General features: G+C 28.9%; 14 protein-coding genes. 11 read left to right on the top strand and 3 right to left on the bottom strand.

From position 1 onward, the window contains the following. Positions 1-100: 100 nt before the first annotated feature. On the bottom strand, positions 101-3,145 hold the full coding sequence (locus ABM4_RS01875; RefSeq protein ID WP_016357989.1) for an Ig-like domain-containing protein: 3,045 nt from the start codon (positions 3,143-3,145) through the stop codon (positions 101-103). A gap of 960 nt (positions 3,146-4,105) precedes the next feature. Between ABM4_RS01875 and ABM4_RS01870 the strand changes: the two genes are divergently transcribed. Both ABM4_RS01870 and ABM4_RS01865 read left to right on the top strand, forming a co-directional pair. Further along, positions 4,106-6,247 carry a hypothetical protein gene (locus tag ABM4_RS01870; protein WP_016357988.1) on the top strand — a complete coding sequence of 714 codons (2,142 nt, stop codon included), beginning with the start codon at positions 4,106-4,108 and terminating at the stop codon, positions 6,245-6,247. A 368-nt stretch (positions 6,248-6,615) separates the two neighbouring features. Further along, positions 6,616-7,443: an AAA family ATPase gene (locus ABM4_RS01865; RefSeq protein ID WP_016357987.1), complete on the top strand. Its 828-nt coding sequence runs from the start codon at positions 6,616-6,618 to the stop codon at positions 7,441-7,443. 269 nt (positions 7,444-7,712) lie between these two features. Here the strand turns inward: ABM4_RS01865 and ABM4_RS01860 are convergent, their stop codons facing one another. After that, complete coding sequence (locus ABM4_RS01860; protein WP_016357986.1) at positions 7,713-9,785, bottom strand: Coenzyme F420 hydrogenase/dehydrogenase, beta subunit C-terminal domain; 2,073 nt, start codon at positions 9,783-9,785, stop codon at positions 7,713-7,715. A gap of 362 nt (positions 9,786-10,147) precedes the next feature. On the opposite strand from ABM4_RS01860, the gene ABM4_RS01855 reads away from it, so the two are divergent. After that, entirely contained in the window at positions 10,148-10,651 is a 504-nt protein-coding gene (locus ABM4_RS01855; RefSeq protein ID WP_016357985.1) for a hypothetical protein, read from the top strand. 361 nt (positions 10,652-11,012) lie between these two features. On the opposite strand, the gene ABM4_RS01850 is transcribed toward ABM4_RS01855, so the two are convergent. Further along, positions 11,013-12,290, bottom strand: coding sequence for a hypothetical protein (locus tag ABM4_RS01850; protein ID WP_016357984.1), 1,278 nt, complete (start codon positions 12,288-12,290; stop codon positions 11,013-11,015). Positions 12,291-12,590: 300 nt separating this feature from the next. Here ABM4_RS01850 and ABM4_RS01845 point away from each other — a divergent pair, with 300 nt between their 5' ends. From ABM4_RS01845 to ABM4_RS01810, 8 genes are all read left to right on the top strand, one after another. After that, positions 12,591-13,067: a hypothetical protein gene (locus tag ABM4_RS01845; RefSeq protein WP_016357983.1), complete on the top strand. Its 477-nt coding sequence runs from the start codon at positions 12,591-12,593 to the stop codon at positions 13,065-13,067. Between the two features lie 71 nt (positions 13,068-13,138). Beyond that, entirely contained in the window at positions 13,139-14,083 is a 945-nt protein-coding gene (locus tag ABM4_RS01840) for an ADP-ribosylglycohydrolase family protein (protein WP_016357982.1), read from the top strand. A gap of 11 nt (positions 14,084-14,094) precedes the next feature. Further along, on the top strand, positions 14,095-14,421 hold the full coding sequence (locus tag ABM4_RS01835; protein ID WP_016357981.1) for a hypothetical protein: 327 nt from the start codon (positions 14,095-14,097) through the stop codon (positions 14,419-14,421). 299 nt (positions 14,422-14,720) lie between these two features. Next, positions 14,721-16,043 carry a hypothetical protein gene (locus ABM4_RS01830; RefSeq protein ID WP_016357980.1) on the top strand — a complete coding sequence of 441 codons (1,323 nt, stop codon included), beginning with the start codon at positions 14,721-14,723 and terminating at the stop codon, positions 16,041-16,043. 182 nt (positions 16,044-16,225) lie between these two features. Continuing rightward, the gene (locus tag ABM4_RS01825) at positions 16,226-17,044 is read left to right on the top strand and encodes a zinc ribbon domain-containing protein (protein WP_016357979.1); all 819 of its coding nucleotides are present in this window, start codon (positions 16,226-16,228) and stop codon (positions 17,042-17,044) included. Between the two features lie 129 nt (positions 17,045-17,173). After that, positions 17,174-18,313: a hypothetical protein gene (locus tag ABM4_RS01820; RefSeq protein WP_016357978.1), complete on the top strand. Its 1,140-nt coding sequence runs from the start codon at positions 17,174-17,176 to the stop codon at positions 18,311-18,313. Between the two features lie 20 nt (positions 18,314-18,333). Then, on the top strand, positions 18,334-19,032 hold the full coding sequence (locus ABM4_RS01815) for an aspartate/glutamate racemase family protein (RefSeq protein ID WP_016357977.1): 699 nt from the start codon (positions 18,334-18,336) through the stop codon (positions 19,030-19,032). Positions 19,033-19,194: 162 nt separating this feature from the next. Then, positions 19,195-19,695: a zinc ribbon domain-containing protein gene (locus tag ABM4_RS01810; protein WP_048200786.1), complete on the top strand. Its 501-nt coding sequence runs from the start codon at positions 19,195-19,197 to the stop codon at positions 19,693-19,695. Positions 19,696-19,747 lie beyond the last annotated feature (52 nt).

Below are 19,747 nucleotides of genomic sequence, written 5' to 3'. Positions count from 1 at the left end.
TTTTAAAAACAGACTTAGAAATTATAATCTGAATTATGATAAGTTTAAAAAAAAATAGAGGAATAGTCAAAAGATTGACTATCTTAAAAAAAATCCGATTTTATTTTCTTACAGTTATCTTACTGTTCATTGTCTTAGCATTAAAGGTACCGTCACCTGCAAATGCAGTCTTAATGGTATAGGTACCTGCCTTGGTAAATCTAACTTTTAAGGTAGCTTTACCATTTTTATCAGTCTTTAAGGTATATGTCTTACCATTGACACTAACCTTTAATGTTCTACCCGCAGCATTAACATAAGATGATTTATCAGTTGCCTTGACACCTTTTAAATTGAAGGTTAGGGTCCTGTAAGATCTAACTTTAACAGGATTAGTACCACTAACAGTGATAGTGGAGGATTTTTTAGTAACTGTAATCTTATTTACAACAAAACTACCGTTACACTCATCATCCCCTAAAAATGCAGTAGCAAAAGTATAGACACCTGCATTTGCAAGGTTGATTTGAAGACGAGCGCTACCGTTTTCATCAGTTGTACGATTGTAAACCTTACCATTAAAACCAATACTGATGTGTTTACCAGCTAAAGCATTACCCTCAGAATCCTTAAGTGCAACAACAAAGTATCCACCACGTTCACCTTTATAATAATCAACAGCAGTCTGATTAAAATCAGATGAGACGATTTGAGTAGCAATTCTTTCTGGTTTAGGAGCTACTACCACATATATTGAAGAGTTAGTTCCTAAATAATCGTCATTACCTTTATATATTACAGTAATATTATTACTTCCTGTTAAATTATTGATTTGAGCATTACCGTTTTCATCAGTTACTAAAACAGTACTAACCATATCACCATTAATTAAATAGTCAATAGTTGCATTATTAATTGTAGTACCATTAATACCAGTTAAAGTTATAATGATATTTCCATTTTTATCTGAATTAAAAGAAAATTTAGAATCTGATTTAGGAAGGCTAGTTGCATTAACATAGCTTATATTTTTATCTTCTTCACTAATTATATCAGTAGTAGCAGTAAAATCATAATGACAGTTTTTAATACCAATGTAATCAAGACTGTCTGTTGGAATACCGACAATTCCTTTTACATTAAGATCTGAGAAGTCACAGTCTTCAAAATAAATACCATCATCAAGAACAAATGGACTAGATTTATTTACAATTGAGTCTGCTGTAATGTTTTTAAAAGTACAATTAGTAAAATTAATACAACTGTAAGACCAACTGTCCATGAATAGAGTACTGTTTACATTTTCAAATATACAATTTTCAAAGGTAAAATTACGTGTACATTTTATACCATACTCTTCAGGAGAAGTATCATCTTTAACATTTAAAGCGAAACCAAAAGTACCGTCTCTAAATGTACAATTAATAAAACGTGAATTTATACTAAAAGAACCTTTTAAAAAAGTCATATTTATAAAAGTGTGTAAATTGGTTGGTTCAGTGTAATAAAGTGCCATAGGGAAATTAACCCATATAGTATTTGGTCCTTGTCCAATGAGAGTAGTGTTGAATTGAGTATCCAAACCTCGTTTCTTTCTAGAATAATTTCCATCTGCAAGATAAACCACTCCCTTATGATTCATTGCCACATATACACTACTGCCACCATATGCAGTTGCCCAACTTTTACCATCACCATTTGTGTTACTTGATGAAACATTAACATATACTGTATCTTCATTGTTGTCTTTAAGTATGTTGTTATCAGACACATTAATTTCATTATTGTTTTTTGAAGTTACAAGAGTATTTGCGGATATTGGATTATTGAAGATATTATTTGTTCCAATGTTTGTTTGATAACAATTATTAAATGTGTTATTTTCAAATGTATAATTTCCATTTATACTTACTGTATCTGTTAAAGTTGATGTATGATTAATAAAAGTATTGTCATAAACTTTGAGATTTGGTATTCCTGCGGAAATATTTTCAAATGATTGACTGTATGCTGCTATTGCTTGTCCATTATCTGCACTATTAGCTATAAATGTTGAATTATGGACATTTAATGCACCACTATTCATTGCAGTGATAGCTCCTCCAGATCCATTATTACAAAGATTAGCATTTTCTTTAAAGGTACAATTTTCTATAGTAATATTATAATTACCCATAAACCATCTAGATGCACCAATAGCTCCACCACCAGTGCTAGTGTTACATGTATTACTGTCAAAAATAGAATTGTATACATTTAATTTACTATAAGTGTATAAAGCTCCACCATTCCATCCAGCATTATTGTTAGTAAAGTTAGAATTATTTATAAGTGTCTGTGAGTTATAATGTGTGTGTATTGCACCGGCCCACCATGTAGCAACATTATTTCTAAATTCAGAATTATTAACACTTAAAATTCCACAATTATTAATAGCACCAGGTTCAACAGCCGCAGAATTATTAATAAATTTTGAATTATCAATACCCATTACAACATTTGTTCCATAATTTGTTATAGCACCATATCCTGTAGAACAGTTTATAAAATTAGAATTAATAATGCTCATATTTCCCTGGAAATTATAGATTACTGAATTTCGACCAGTGCCAGTTGTAATATTAATAAAATTACAATTTTCTATTGTATTAGCACCAGATAATCTTAAAAGGTTTTCAACATTCATATTAACAAATGTAACATTAATAAAATTAATAGTTAAACTAGAGTCATCTGAACTAAATGGTGTACCATTATAAGTTCCTGTAAAATAACTACCACCAGTACCAATTATATTAACATTACTAATAAATTTAATACCACTAGTTGGTATATATTCGTTTCCAGTTAATATAATAGTTGCATCATCTTCAGAACTACATTTATTATATAATTCACTCCAGTTACTTGCTTCTTGTTTATTTTCAGTATCTAATTTTAAGTTATTTTTATCATTAATTTTAGTAACCGTATTGTTTTGAGATTGTGAGTCAAGAGCTCTTTCACCAACGTTCTCATTTATTGTAGTGTCATTTACATTAGTTTCAGTGACAACACTATCATTAACATTATTGTCTACATCAGCAGCACTAACAGTACCAAGTAAACAACAAATAGCTACTAAACAAAGAATAAAAACAAACAATTTACTCTTTTTTATTTTCATATTAATTTTTACTCCCTAAAATTATTTAAAAATTAAAAACAAGTCTACCTTAAAATAAAACATATCATAAAAGAATACCTAAAAAAAGAAAAAAATAAAAAAGTATAATAAATTAAAATATATTTTATAACAATTAAAGTACACTTGAATTATTGTTACTATAACATTACTAATAAAATTTTCCAATTGATTTTAAAAAAATTAAAATATGATTTAAAATTCATCATTAAAAAAATACAAAAAATAACAATAATCAATCAAAAAAAAAATCAATAAAATTAATCTCATGTTTAAATTCACAATATCCAATAAGCATATTTTTGACTAAATAACCCCTAACAAGGAAATAGGAATCAATACGTAAAGTTAAAATAAAATAAAAATTTAACATTAATATATTTTAAAATTAAACCCCATATTATTTTAGTAATTAAAATAAATTTAAATTAAAGGTCATATTTATAAAAAATAATAACCATCAATCCTACATAGAAAAGATAAACCTTGTTTTAAAGGATTTTAAGATAAAAAAAACCAACTAAAATATACAATATAAAATTTTAAATAATAAACATATCATATATTAAAATATATCTTAAAAAAAATAAAATATATTTTAATTAGAAAATAATAATACTTTTTCATCAGGAGAGTATTAAAATTAATACTTTCCGATAACCTATTATTTTCTATTTTTTTTAAAAATACAATCAATTGTTCTTTAAAAAATAACAAGAATTTTTGATAAATACTCAAAAGGTTAAAAAAAACTGGTTTAGAGTAAATGTTTTTATAAAAATTAAAATATTCTTTTAAGATATTGAATGTGAAATTTAAGAATAATTTAATAGAGCAGGAAAACATCTTTTAAAAAGATAAAAATTATCTATAGAATAATTATTAGATAATGAATTCCTTAGAAATTAGATTATCAAGATTAAGAAATAAGAAGGTATCTTAATGAAAAAATCAATAATAGTTTTTACATTAAGTCTGATTATTCTATCTTGTTGTATAAGTGTTATTAGTGCTAGTGATACAAATAACAACACTTTAACAGATAACCATGACAATATTCTAACATCCACCAGTAACAACACCATTAATAATACTGTAAAACAGGAGAATAATCAAAATCTTTCTTTATCTTTAAATCAAAGTGAAAATCCCGACCATTATACTGTAAATTCAAGTAATTTTCATGATTACTTCGATGAGAATAATAACCTAAAACCAGATTATGGTGGTAAAGTCATGGTATTTGAAGGAGAGTTCAATGATTTGGATACCCTTGTAATTTACCAGGACAATACCGTTATAATTGGTAATAATTCCTTATTAAAGAATACTGCATTCGGATTATATGGTGAAAATATTTATCTTAAAAACTTAAACTTCCAATTAAATAAAAGTTTTAGTGATAATAAAGATTCATGTATTTATGTCGGATCAGATAATGTAACCATTGATAACATTACAATGGATTATACCGTTCCAGAAGGAAATAACGGTATTGGAATATATGTGGGAGATACTGGTTATAAGAACATCTTTAAATTTAACCTATATTACAGTACAATAAATCTTACAAGTACAAATCCAGATGGATTCTACAAATATGGAGTTCTTGTAAGAGATACAACACTTGGGTTAATCTATGGAAATAAAATTAATTGTAGACTACCATTAATGGCCGTTAATTGGGCTGGTGGAATCTTTGGTGGAGTGAGTATGGATTATGTACTGGGATTTGGTGCCGAGGATTCAAAATACATTAACTTTGTAAATAACTATGTAAATGTATCTGCAACCGCATTAGGTCAATCATTTCCTACATTAGATGCTTGCATGTTTTATAAATGTGACAAAGCAGTTATTAAAGGAAATAAAATCTATGAAGAGGATCTATTAACTAAAAAAGGAACTAACAACTACCTATATGGTCTAGATATTTACATGATGAACAATGTAACCATTGCAAACAATGAAATCCATATGAAAACCTATGGAGGACAAGACTCAAATGGTGCTGCATATTCAATTCAAGTCAATGGACCTTCATCAGATATAAAAATTGCATATAACAATTTAACAACTATAAACAATGGTCCTAATCTTGGCATATATTCAAATAATTACTATGGAGCAGTGAAACTCTATATCCTCAGTAATTTTATAAATGTTACAGGTTATGCAGGTAGAAACAATTGGGCATTAGTTGCAGGTATTGAAGTACAAGACAGTGACGATGTAATATTAAATAACACAATCTATGCCCAGAATGTAAATAACAATAGCGATATTAGAAATAATAATATCTATGGTATCAGCTATTCACAGTCTACCTCTGGAAACCACCAATACAACATACAATACAATAAAGTTATAACTAATGGGTATAATGCAGTAATGTTAGATGCACGTTATGGAGTTACAAACAGTGAAATTGGAAACAATGTATTGATAACAGACCACTCACAAGGCGACGATGCTGTTGAAATCAAGGGCAATACCAAAAGATATAATAACCAAGTTTTCAACAATACTGGAAACCCTGATGAAAAACAGGATATGCCTGCGGACCTAGTTCCTAATGATGTTATAAATGCAATGAACAATCCATATACTCCAAATACTAGAAATTTCTTTAATACCAACATTAATGGAAATGGAACCAATCCATTTAATGGAAATGGAACTGGAAACAGTACAAACCCATTTAACATCAATGGTAGTGGAAACCACAATGGACTCAATGGAAACTCATCACAGAATGGTAAAATCCATAATGGAAACGGCATAATCAATGGAATGACCATGTTTAACAGCAATGGTAATTCAATACAAAGCCATAACGGATCAGTTAGAACAGTAAGTAATTCAACAAATGCAAATACAGGCATGTCAAGTGAAGATTTAGCAAGTGGATCAAGTTCATCTGCTGGAGATAGCAGTCAATCTGCATCCAAAGCATATGCAATTTATAAAAACACCAATAATCTTAAAGACTCTAACTACAAACTACCATTTGGAATAATTGCTATAATCATAATTATATTAATTATTGCAGGATATGTATATAAAAAAGATAAAGAAGAATAAAATTTAAGGTTTAATAAGGATAATCGGATATTATGTTTAGAAACTAATATCCATATTATCCATTTACTATTTTTAGAAATGATTTATCTAACTAAATCAATATCCTCATAATTCAATCTGAAATTATAAAGTTTTTAGGTACATTTAAAACTTGATTCTATTTTTAAAGTATTTTCAATTATAGATTTATAAAAAACTGTTTTATCCTTAATATTCGTTTTATGTATTATTCCACATGAAAACTGGATTTTAACCAATCCCATTTTATAAGAAAATGGTTTTAAAATAAATAGTTTCCAAATGCTCTCGGACTTTTTTTATATTAAACAAATCAAATAGATAAAAAACGTTAAAAATAATAAGGAGGAGTGAGAATTAGACAAAAAACTATATTTGATGTAATTGAAGAGGAAGGAACAATCTTCAAGGACAAATCTGTCTTTACAACAGAATACATACCTGAGATATATCAATATAGAGATCACCAACTAGATTCTATGGCATTTCATTCAAGAAAAGTAAAATCTGGATATGCACCTTATAACATGTTACTTAAAGGCACCAATGCTACAGGAAAAACCACAACCTTAAAGAAATATTTTCAACTTATTAAGGAGGCATACTCTAATGTGTTTACAGTATATATTAACTGCAAGATCCATAGAACAGAATACCAAATATTTTCTGAAGTATATAAAACACTGTTCCATGAAGATATTGCAACATTAAATACATACAATTTCTATAACAGAATAATGGATTATTTAACTGAGAATAAGATAATATTGATTCTTGGCCTTGATGAGTTTGACAACATTAAAAATTCCATAGAACTCAATAGAACATTGTATGATTTTTTAAGGGCTCATGAGGAATATCCTGATGTGCAAATATCTGTAATTACTGTAAGCTCATCAAAGAATATCACTGCAACAGATTTAAATGTTTCAACCATACATCTTCCAATAGAGATAGGATTTCCATTCTACACCCAACAAGAAGTTTATAGCATACTTAAACAGAGGGTGGACTTAGGTTTTTATCCTGGTGTTATTAGTGAAGATCTAATTGCATATATAAGTGAAAGGGCTTATAGATTAGGTAACCTGCGTATTGGTATTAAAAAACTGGAACATGCCGGAGATAGGGCAGAATACAAAGGGCACTATAAAATAGAAAAAGCAGATTTAATGTAAATAATCATAATTTACATAAATAGGGTTTGGTAATTTTTTTATAAAAACATGAACTAATTCTACAAAAAAAAATAGTTTGAAAACATAAGACTTAGAAAAAAAACAGCCAATAATAAAATAGAAACTATAAAATCTTTAAAGACAAGATAATAACAATAACTGATTTATTGTTTTAAAGGTCTTAAGTGTAAAGACCGAATTTTAAGAAAATATCAAAATTAAAAAAAATAAAAATATAAGTTTAGAACTTATACCTTTTTTTAACTAAATTAATCCATGGATTCTAATTCTTTTTTAACCTCATTCATGAATCTCAATTCACCAACACGTTTCATTGTGCTAGCTACTCTTTCTTTTTGAGGTTTTTCACCTAATCTATTATATACTTTAAGGGTTGCCTCAATTAATTTATATATCATTTCCTCATCTTCAACGTTAAGTGTTAAACCTTCAACAACCTCACGACCGCTCATTCCACCAATGTATAAATTAAATCCGTCATATTTGAGTTCTTTAGCTTTATGAGGACATGCATTAACACATTTTCCACAGCCAATACATACATCATAGTCGGTGTATGCAATATCCCCTGTAATTTCAAGTGCGTCTACCTTACATACATCGGCACATCTTCCACAACCATTACATTTCTCTTCAACGGTATATGGAACCTTATAACCATTAATACCGAAATCGGAAATTTGTGGTCTTATACATTTATTAGGACAACCACTAATAGCTATCTTAAATTTATAAGGTGCTGGTAATTCTTTAAACCTTTCCTCACATTCCTTTGCAATTCTAGTAGTATCAATCAAACCTAACATACAGTTCTGATTACCTGGACATGCAAGTGGTGACCTTACAAGAGGTCCCTCTCCACCATTAATAAATCCAGCTTCCCTTAACTCCAGAATCGCATTTTCAACATCAATAGGTTCAAAATCATGTAATTCAAATTCTTCCCTATTTGTAACCTTTATTCTGGCACCATATTTTTTAGTAATATCCATTACAGCCTGAACTTCTTCATGAGTATAGAATCCGGATGGTTTGGATCTTAATCTAATGAAATATTTCCCATCAGTTCTTAAACCTGCTCCACCATAATCATCAATCCAATAATAGGATATGAATTCATCATTATCTTTACGTTGTTTAAGTGCTTTCTGGAATTTTTTCCCTTTAAAGTCTCTTAGGAACTGAACTTTACTTACATCCACTCCCTCTTTTACAGGAATAATGTTTTTAATATCTTCACCTTTTTCAGTTCTTATAATAATAGTGGAATATCCCTCTTCACTTCCAACAGATCCAATGGATACATCTGCAAGTTCTGAATCAAAGTCCCTGCACATTTTACAACCTGGAGCTACTTTGATATCCTTAACTGGAAGGTGTAAAACATCATCATTAGTTTCAATGGTGAATTTACCATTAATGACATTGAACTTCTTAACGTCATTGATATCAATATTATGTTCAGCTAAAATTTCATCAATGGTTTCCTTATCGAATTTCTCGGTACAGAATAACCCGATGAAATATTCTATCTTAGGTAATTTTTTAGCCTTACCATCCCATCCTCTTTCAGCTGAATGTTTTGCGTGGTATGGATGATATTGTATCTTTCTTAAACCTTGAATTTGACAAGGAAGACCTACTACAGCAACTTTTCTAAGACCCTGATTATAAGCTTCGGACAATGCCTCTAATGTTGATATTGTATATTTGGATTTTACGGTTTTTGAAAGTTCATCAGGAGACTTGACAATCATGGACACAGGTTTCCATTTCTCGTCACCTACAACAATTGCACCATCAATCTTCTCAGATTCAATTAAGTATTTTAAAAATGAGGATACAACCCCACCGTCCTGTCCTTCTATTGTACCTTTACCATAATAATATTCTTCTTTAAAGTTTTCCCTAACCTCAATCATATGTTTAGCAGAATACATTCTAGGACAAACCTCCATACACATACCCTGACCGTCACGTCTACATTCTGAGGTAAGCTGTGGCCTGTCTGTAAACTCTAAAATATCATTAGGACATACAACGGTACAAGAACCACATTTAGCACACATGTCAGTTTCAACAATTTTATTCAATGCCCATTTATATTCTTTAGGCTCCTTTAAATTCTTATCAATAAAGTCTTGAATGGAACCCATCCCATTAATGACTTCACCTATAATGTCTTCGGTAACCTCGACATGTCTTTGTTTAGCAATTTGATAAGATTCCTCATCAATATACTCTTTGATTTTATCTTTAACATATTGTTTATCTTCTTCTGGAATATCCTCAGTTAACTTATTCAAAATCTTAGATATCATTTTAATACCTCTTATGTAATACCATATAAAATTTCAGATATATAAGTTTTAATACAAAATAATTACCCATTAAATCCCCATATTAATAAAAATATCAACAATAATTAATAAAACGGTTATCTGACTCATTTAATAATATAAGATTATTAAATCTACACATATAAAGTCAAAGTATCCAAATATAAACCAGATAGCTTAAAACAAAAATCAATAATTTTGGACCCGAATAATGACTATTTAATAAAAAGATAAAAAGACAATTGATTGCTATTTTTAAATCAAAAGTATTTATTTAAATATTTAAAAAAATATAATAAAATAGAAGTAATATTTATTTTTATAAATGGAAGTTAGGTTTGATTATGAAGGAAGAAGAATTTCTTAAAGATAAAGATCCTGAGGAAAGTGGTAATAAGTTTGTTAGGGATTGCTGTATTGGTCTTATAATAATAATTATTGCTATTGTAGGAATTAATTGGATAATTGGAGAACTAGGACCAGAATGTACAATGATAAACAGTGAATTCGATGTACCAAGTAGCCTTTCACTTCCAGACAATACAGAGGTATCACATACTGCTTACTTAAAAGATAATAATTATACACTTTCAATAACTGAAAATGTAAATAGCCAATCCATCAACAAGGAAATAGACGGACAGAAAATATTATCAAATACAAGCAGAAATATAAATGGAGTTAATGTAACCATTATTAAAACAAATGATAATGATAAATATTTAAGTCATAATTATACTTATTACTCATTTACTAAAAACGACAATAGATATCTAATTAAATCCGATACAGGATTTAATGAAGATAAGATATTTGAAACCATTGGAAATATTAAGAGGAAATCTTAAATTTCTAATCTTTTTTAATTTAATTGCTTATTTTATTTGAACCTTACTTTTTTAGATTAAACTATTTTTATTAATACAATTGATCTTAAATTATTTTAAATTAAACTATTTTTTTAATAAATAAATGAAAATAGACAGTCAAAATAAATAATACCAATAACTAAAAAATAAGAGATACTATAAAAAATTTAATAATTAAGAATAAATAGCCAAAGGTCCATTTTACTAAGAAATATTATAAAAAAACTAAAAAAAATAGCCAGAAATAATAAAAATAATAAAAATAACACATGAAAAAAATTAATAAAAAATTATAAAAATAAAAAGAAGATGAATAGTAAATGACTAAACAAAACAAAATCTATTTTTTAACATTGCCAACGTCAATTGGCTCTTTTGAGTTCTTATCCTCTTCAGTATCAATCCAAAGTTTTTTAAGATTATCAATTTTGTGATTCTTCTTAATCTTTAAAACGTCAACATTAACCTCTTTATCCTCAACAACATCCTTAGGTATATTGATCTTGACCTGTTTATTTAAGTCACTTGTTGGGATTTTAATGTTAATGTTCTTTCTATTCAATAATAGTTTCCAGATGGAAACGTTTTGAAGCTCATCATTAATACTATCAACCATACTATTGATATTACTTGCAATAGCCCTGTTTCTTTCAGTGACTTCCTTTTCACTTTGGCTTACGGCATTATTGATCTTTGCACGTGTGGTTTTATTGCTAGCATTTACAATATCGTTAGTTTCCTTTACTGCATCAATAATAGCCTCTTCCATTGTTTGGTTAATATTATCTGTAACTTCAAATAACATCTCATTTCTCTCGTTAACCTTATTCTGAAGCTTATATAATTCCTCATTTTGAGCTTTTGTCTGTGGTAGGAATTCGGTACTTACCTTATTTGATTCAGCCTCTAAACGTTCACTTAATGTAATGACTTGATTTTCTAAATCAGAAATCTCATCATCCTTTGATTTAATCTCGGATTTTAAATCTTCAAGTTCTTCATCCTTTGCCTCAAGTTCAGATATTTTTGATTTTAAATCTTCAATCTCATTATCTTTAGATTCGGAAACAGACAATAAAGCTTTTAGTTTACTGATTTCCTTATCTTTAGCATCCATATCCCCAAGTTTAGATTCAAGTTCAGAGATGTTGGATTTTAAAATACCGATCTGTTCATCTTTGGCACCGATTTCCTTATCTTTTTCTTGTTCTATAGCATCAACATTAGAACTTTTATCCTTAAGATTTTCATTTTCAAGTTGAAGATCGATAACATTCTTCTTTAAAGATTCAATCTCATTATTTTTAATTGAAATTTCCTTAATGCTTTTATCTTCCAAATCAGACAATGAATTTTTCAGACTATCAATTTCAATATCCTTCACTTTCAAATCTTCACTGTTATTTCCCAATTCATCTATTTTTTCAATCTGTAATTCATATTCCTTGATTTTATCTTGAATCTCCTCATATTCAGAATTACTGAAAACAACTACCTTATCTCCCTTTTTAAAACCATCATCTGGACTGAATAGAGCAAGATTGTATTTTTTAATATCACCTTCAAGAGGAATATCATCAGTTACAGAATGTATTGTTTTACTAACCTGTTCAGTCATTTCACTCACTATTTTATAATATTATATTAACTATTAAATAAAATTTATTAAATAAAATAATAAATAAATAGTAATAATATTAAAAAAATTTTTTAAATTTTAAGACAATATTAAGTTGGAATAATTTACTGGAATCATGATGATTTTCATGTAAATGATTTTAAGATGTAAATCCATATTTTAGGCATCATATTTTGAAGAATCGGGATTCAACATTGTAAAGGTCCATGCATTATACATTGCTAAGTTGAGAATTGAAATTCGACATTTATAAAATATAAAAAAAGATTAGGGATTAAAATGAAGAAAAAAGCTACGGTTATAGTAATTGTTATAGTATTAATTGCAGCGATTTATATTTTAGCTTATTTTCATGATGTAGATAAAGATAAACAGGAAGCTATGGAAAACCTTAAGCTTGAGGAGAAATACAACATAAGCAGTATTGCCGATGCAAAGTTAATCGAGAAGGTTGAGGAAAACAAATCAAACGGACCAAGTATCAGTTATAAAGACGATAGAAACTTTGAGGCAATAAGTAACATCTATTATGCCAATGAAGGCAGCATACCTGAGAACATAACAAAATATTATAAAAAATTAAACAAGGACAGTAAACACATTGAATGGGTCAGATACAAATATAAAAATGGATTAATAGACCGTGATAATTTTACAGCGGAAATAAATTATTATGCAAATAAAAACCCGTTGAACCATTATTTATTAAATTATTATGGATTCTATGAACCTATGAGTTTCTGGTCTCCATTTTAAACTATTTTTTTTATAAGATGGCCACTTCAAATCCAATTAACTATTTTTTTATATGATACAGGAATGATATTATGAACAGTAAAGATGGAATTATAGGATTAATTATAGGGGATGCACTTGGAGTGCCTGTTGAATTCAAGTCAAGGAAGGAACTTGAGAAGAATCCGATAGAAAAAATGATAGGTTATGGAACATATAATAAAGCTCCGGGAACCTTTTCAGACGACAGTTCCTTAACCCTTGCAACTATAGACAGCATAATAAAACATCCGGAAATCGATTATGAGGACATGATGACGAAATTCTCCAACTGGTACCATAATGGAGACTATACATCTGACGGTGAAACCTTTGATGTAGGCCATACTACCGTTCTAGCCATATCAAGATATGATGATGGAGTAAATCCTCTAAAATGTGGAGGAGGCTATGAACATGATAACGGTAACGGATCCCTCATGAGAATATTACCAGTAGCCTATCTGATTAATGAAAGGATGAGCAGCGAGGATGTGGAATTAATATACAATGTATCTGGACTTACACATAACCATAAAAGATCAAAGATTGCATGTCACCTTTATTGTCAAATAGCTGTTAAGTTATTAAACAATGACATAAGTCTTAGGGATTCAATTAACCAATCCATTGATGACATATTAAAATATTATAAAGATGACAAGGAGTTCGATATGGAAAGGGGAAGATTTGAAAGGATCTTCTCAAGGGAAATATTCAATTTGGATATAAATGACATCAAAAGTTCAGGCTATGTGATAGATACCCTTGAGGCGGTGCTATGGACATTAGTAAATACAAACTCATATAGGGAGACATTGCTTAAAAGTGTAAATTTAGGATCTGACACCGACACCGTAGGAGCAATATGTGGAGGACTTGCAGGTATCTATTATGGCTATGATTCAATACCTGAGGAATGGTTAAATACCCTAGCACGTAAAGAGGATATCTTAAATCTTTTAGACAATTTTGATAAAATCATAAACAAGGAGTAAAAAGTGAGATAATGAAAACAACAGATGAAATTCAGGAAAGAATCAATTACCTTAATGAAAGTACAAGAAATATTCTAAATTCAAACGAAAGACTCAATAAAGAAAAACAGATAGTAAGTGTTGAGAGCCAAGTCGAGGAAACCTTCTTAAAGACACTTATTGGAAAGGAAGAAGGGGAGCTAAAGGAGTTGCTTATAGAACTTGAGGCCAAATCAAGAGTTTTAAATAGCTCTTTGGAAAAACAAAATGACAGCAAAAGCAAACATAAAAGCCAGGCAAAGGTATGGACAAATAATATAAAAATAAACACCATTAAATGGATTTTAGAAGACCAATAAAGACCATATCATTTGTTTTAATCCCAATATAAAATTTTCTGATATCTCAAATACAAAATTATAAATACTAAAAAAACAAATATAATTAGTTGGATAAAGAGAAAAATAAAGATTATTTGAAATAATCTTTTTTTGTTTTTTATCTCATTTTTTAACACACAGTAGGTAGAGTGAAAAAAACACTTTACTTACATATTTTATAAAAACATAAGAATACTCTTTTTAATCTAAATTAACTGTATAATATAAATACTATCTAAACATAAATAATTCTAATTAGATATGGTTGGTGCTATTTCTTGACAAAAATTTGTCCTATTTGTAAAACAGAAACAGAAGGTCCTGAAAAGTTCTGTAAGGAATGTGGTGAAAGACTAGTAGATAAAGATTCATACTATAAAAATTCCTTAAACTATAAGGAACTTACAGAAAAAAGAAGAAACACCTCTAATTCCAAAACAAATAATGATGAAGACAATCCTGATGAGTATCATATGCCTATTTCTCAAATAATAAGAGAGAATAGTCCTAGACCAATTGAGGAATACAATTTAGATGATACTTATGTTAAAGAAGATAATGATGATTATATAATCAAGGAAGATACCGGTTATAATCATGAGGATAGTCCAATTGAAAATGATAGAGATTACGGATTAGACAATACAGACTATACAATCAAAGAAGATACAAACTATAACAAAGATTATTCAATTGAAAATACAGATTACAGAGCAAATGAAGACTATACAATCAAAGAGGACACTGACTATATACCTAGTGAGGAATATTATCCAAACCAGGAAGGGGAATATCAGACAACAAACACATACCAACCCTCAAGGGAAGAATATCCCGAAATAAATAGAAACCAGGAGCAAGAAGTAGAGGAAATAATCGAAACAATGGAGATGGAAGAGTCCAATACAATATATCCAATACACACCATTGAAGAAAATCCATACTCAGAATATACCAAAAGTGACATGGAAAGTGTTGAAGAGTTTATTGAAGAGAAGGATTTAAAGGAAAGAGAGAATAGACGATTAAATAAAAAACACTTTAAAGTCCTACATAAACATGGAACATTAATATTAGTCATACTTATAATAATAGCTATTGGAGCGACATTCACATTTAATTACATTAATGAAAATTCCCTAAACTACATTAATCCGACAAATGAGCCTGGAGAATACTCCAATAAGATAATAACATTTAAGCTACCAACCACATGGGAGGAATTTAACGAGTCAGAAACTAATGTTATTGGAAGTTATGCAGGAAGAGACAATGGACATAATATAGTACTGAGTGTATATCAGTCAAAAGATTCCAATAGAAACCTAAATCAGATTAAAAGTTCCACGGAAAATTTAGATTTAAGAAATGGAGCTTTAATAGAAAATAGTACCATAAAAGAAGTCAATGGCATACAGATGTATGATGTCATAAGTAAAAATGGTACAAAGAATTACGAGTATCGTACATTTGGATTTATAAAGGATAAAAAAGAATATGGATTCCTGTTTGTATCTGATGATATAGATTCATATAATGATGAAATTGAAAATATTGAGAAAAGTATTAAATATATAGACAAAAATCCTTTTCCTTTTTAAAATATCAAACATCAAATAAAATCAACAATAATTATTTTTCTTTTTTAGATGTTTTGTAAAAATACTTAAACTTTTAAATAAAACCAATAATAATTAAATAATATTTATTATAAAATTATAAATAATTTAAGAATAATTCAATAAAATACTAATTTGTTAAAAATTATTAAAAAAGGGATAAAATGGCGAAGTATTGTCCAAAATGTGGTAAAGAACATATTAACAATGAGGAATACTGTTTAGATTGTCATACTAAATTACCCGATGAGAAAATAGAACTTCAAGACAAGGCAGTAAATATATTCAGTAAAAACGATGATACTGAATCAGATACAGATAAAAAGAAGAAAGATGCAAGTCTTGGAAATATATTTACCTATGAAAGATCTAAAATAAGTAATCCTGAAAATAATAATGCTAATAATAAAAAGGATAAACCTAGAAAGAAACCGAACTTAATGGAGTCAAAACCAGAATTAAACATTAATAAAAAACATGTAATCATAATTGCTGGAATTATCCTTCTTATTTTAGTTGTAAACTATGCATATGTACTTTCAAATGAAAATGCTACAAATACAAACGAAACTAATAACACATATAACTTCACAGCATATAGCTTAACTATACCTCAGGAATATACCCATGCAGACAGTGACAGATATATGGCTGTTTTTAATGGAGATAATGTAAGTGTAAAGTTATATAACAACAGTCTAGTTCCTGGAGAGGAACATTCCATCAGCGGTATGATTTCAACGATAACAGCAAATGTTGAGGCAAACCAAGAGGGAAGTCTTATATATTCAGACTATATTAATATAAGTGGCACTACAGGGTATAACATAACCTATAGCGAATATGACAATATTACAAGAGATATCGGATTTATAGTAAATGATACAGAGTATGATATCATATTTACAACAAATACAAGTGATACAAGCGTATTGAATGCTGCCGAGGCTAAGGTTATACCAACAGTTCAAATTAAACAATAGATTTAGATAAATTAAATCTATTACTTTTTTTATTATTTTTTATTAAATTTTTTACATCTTTTTTTAAAATATTATTAAATATCATAAGAATCAAATAGATAATAAATTTGATTTTAATAGAGGAATGTTATGAGGTTTAAAAAACTAAGTGTATTTTTAATTTTAACAATACTGATTCTTGCACCAAGCATAAGTGCCGTTAGTGCAACAACAGTATTTTTAACTTCGGATTCAATCTTTGGACAACAGGGTGAAGAAGTTAAGATGATGAATGAAATTAAGAATTATATCGAATCAGATAGTAATGGTGATATAACCGTGATTGTTGATTCCCAGTCACCTGCACCTGGTGAGGGAACACGTGCAATGGAATCAGATACCGATGTCAGTGTAAACATCGCATTTGCAGATGCGGCAAATTACTACGAGCTAGCCAGATATTCTTCACAGGTTTCTAAACAGGTCATAGTTGTTAATGTAGGATCACTTGATTTGAACAATCTAAGTAACCTACGTAGAGCATGGGATGATAACTGGTCTAGTGAGAGTTTCCTATCTATCAAAAATCCGGGACAGTTCCTATCCGAAGCAGGGATATCCACAATACAACCTGCACAGGCATATCCGGATAAAACAGATTCATCAGGAGACATATACTATAGTGACAGCCAGGTGAATAAATATATTGCAGATCAGATAATAGAGGATGTAAATAGCTATGACTCATCAAGCAAAACTCTCAACAATGATTATGTCGTAAGGGGACAACTTAATGTAAGTACAATAGGTGACATATCACAGGATATCCTTTTTGCACAGCAAACCGGACAACTAAAAGATAGCTATAGTTCATATACAACACCTCAAGCATTATACCTACTGTCATCATATCTGGCAGGCAGTAGCTTAGAAAGCCCTAAAGAGTATAAAGCTCCAGACAATCCTCAGAATTACTCAACAGGTACAAACTCCTCCTATAGTATTTATGATTATGAGGCTATGGCAGAGGAGGTTGTAAATTATATGGATGAACATAATCAAGCGCCGGACTATATTGAGTATAATGGGGCTAAAATAGGATATGCAGATTTATTATATAACTTTGCAACAATTACATCAGACGACAAAGATTCAAGCACTATGAATTTACCTGCAACTAGTGAATTCAAATCATTTAACAATATGGATTTATTATTCTATGGAATTCCTATACTGGTAGCTATTGGATTAATATTATTATTTATAGGATTAAGACACAGAAGAAGATAAGATAAAATAGGGAGGATAATATGAAAACATTAGGCATTATTGGAGGAATAGGTCCCATATCCACAATAAAATACTATAAACAGATAATTGAAGAATTTAAAAATTCCCGATTTGACGAATATTATCCCCATATCCTTATTGAAAGTTTAAATATGGAGGAAGTGATAGAGCAGATAGACTATGAGAATTTCACACAGGTAGAAAAGATACTTCTTAAATCAATAAGAAATCTGGAATCTGCAGGTGCAGAGATAATAGTAATAGCATCAAGTACATGCCATATAGTAATAGATGATTTAATTAAGAAATCACCACTTCCCATAATAAACATTCTTGACTGTGTATACGACAAGGTGGTAAGGAATAACTATAGAAAGGTTCTACTTATTGGAAACTCATTTACATTGACACATAACATATATCAGGAAAGATTAGGACGATATAAAATTAAGTCAATAATACCAGATTCCATGGACATTCAGGAAATACAGGAGATCATATATCCGAATCTGGAAAACGGAATAGTATTACCGGACAAAAAAGAGAAGATCCTAAAAATTATCAAAAAAACAATAAAAGAGGAAAGGGACATTGACTGCTTAATAATAACATCAACGGAACTTAGCTTAATCATTGATGAGGAGGAAATACCAATTCCAGTAATAGATAGTGCTAATGTCCATATAAATAAAATTGTAAATGAGATATTAAAAAAATAGAATACCTAAAAGCCCATTACTTAAAAATAGAAACTATCCAATAAATTAAATTTTAGATAAAAAACAATAGAAAGATATAAATGTTAATTTAAATAGACTATTAATTTAATATAAAGCTTAATGAATTATAGGACAATTATAAAAAAACAGAGATGTATTGAAATGGAAATGAAAAGATGTCCAAAATGTGGAAAGGTGGATACTGCAGGATATGGATTTTGTGTATACTGTGGAACAGAATTTACAGAGGAAAATCCAGCAGAAACTATTAAAATTGACGATAAATTTTCCAAATACGTTGAAGATAATTTAAATAATAATCCTAACGATTCTCACAATACAAATCAAAATTATAGCAATGATAGAAATAATTCCGGACCATATATACAAGAGCAAAGTACCCGTTCTGGAAAAATGAATCTTCTCATAATAATTGGATATATACTTGCAATATTAGGTAATGTTCTTAGTATCATAGTCGCAATTTATTTATTAACCCGTAAAGACCCGGAAATAAAAAGACATGGAGTAATACAACTTGCAATAATAACATTCTATATAGCACTTATAATAGCTATGTTTGCAAGTGGTACAATTGATATGAACACAGTCGAACAAGTGGGCCAAATGGAAATGAATAACTTAACTCAGATGATGAAATAAAGACTAAATAATTAGTCTAAACTATTTCTATTTTTTATTTATTGTATTAAGA

This window comes from Methanobrevibacter sp. AbM4, from assembly GCF_000404165.1.
In the GTDB taxonomy this organism is placed as follows: Archaea; Methanobacteriota; Methanobacteria; order Methanobacteriales; family Methanobacteriaceae; genus Methanarmilla; species Methanarmilla boviskoreani.
Note: the sequence above shows the minus strand (reverse complement) of the source record. Positions and strands in the feature narration are given on the sequence as shown.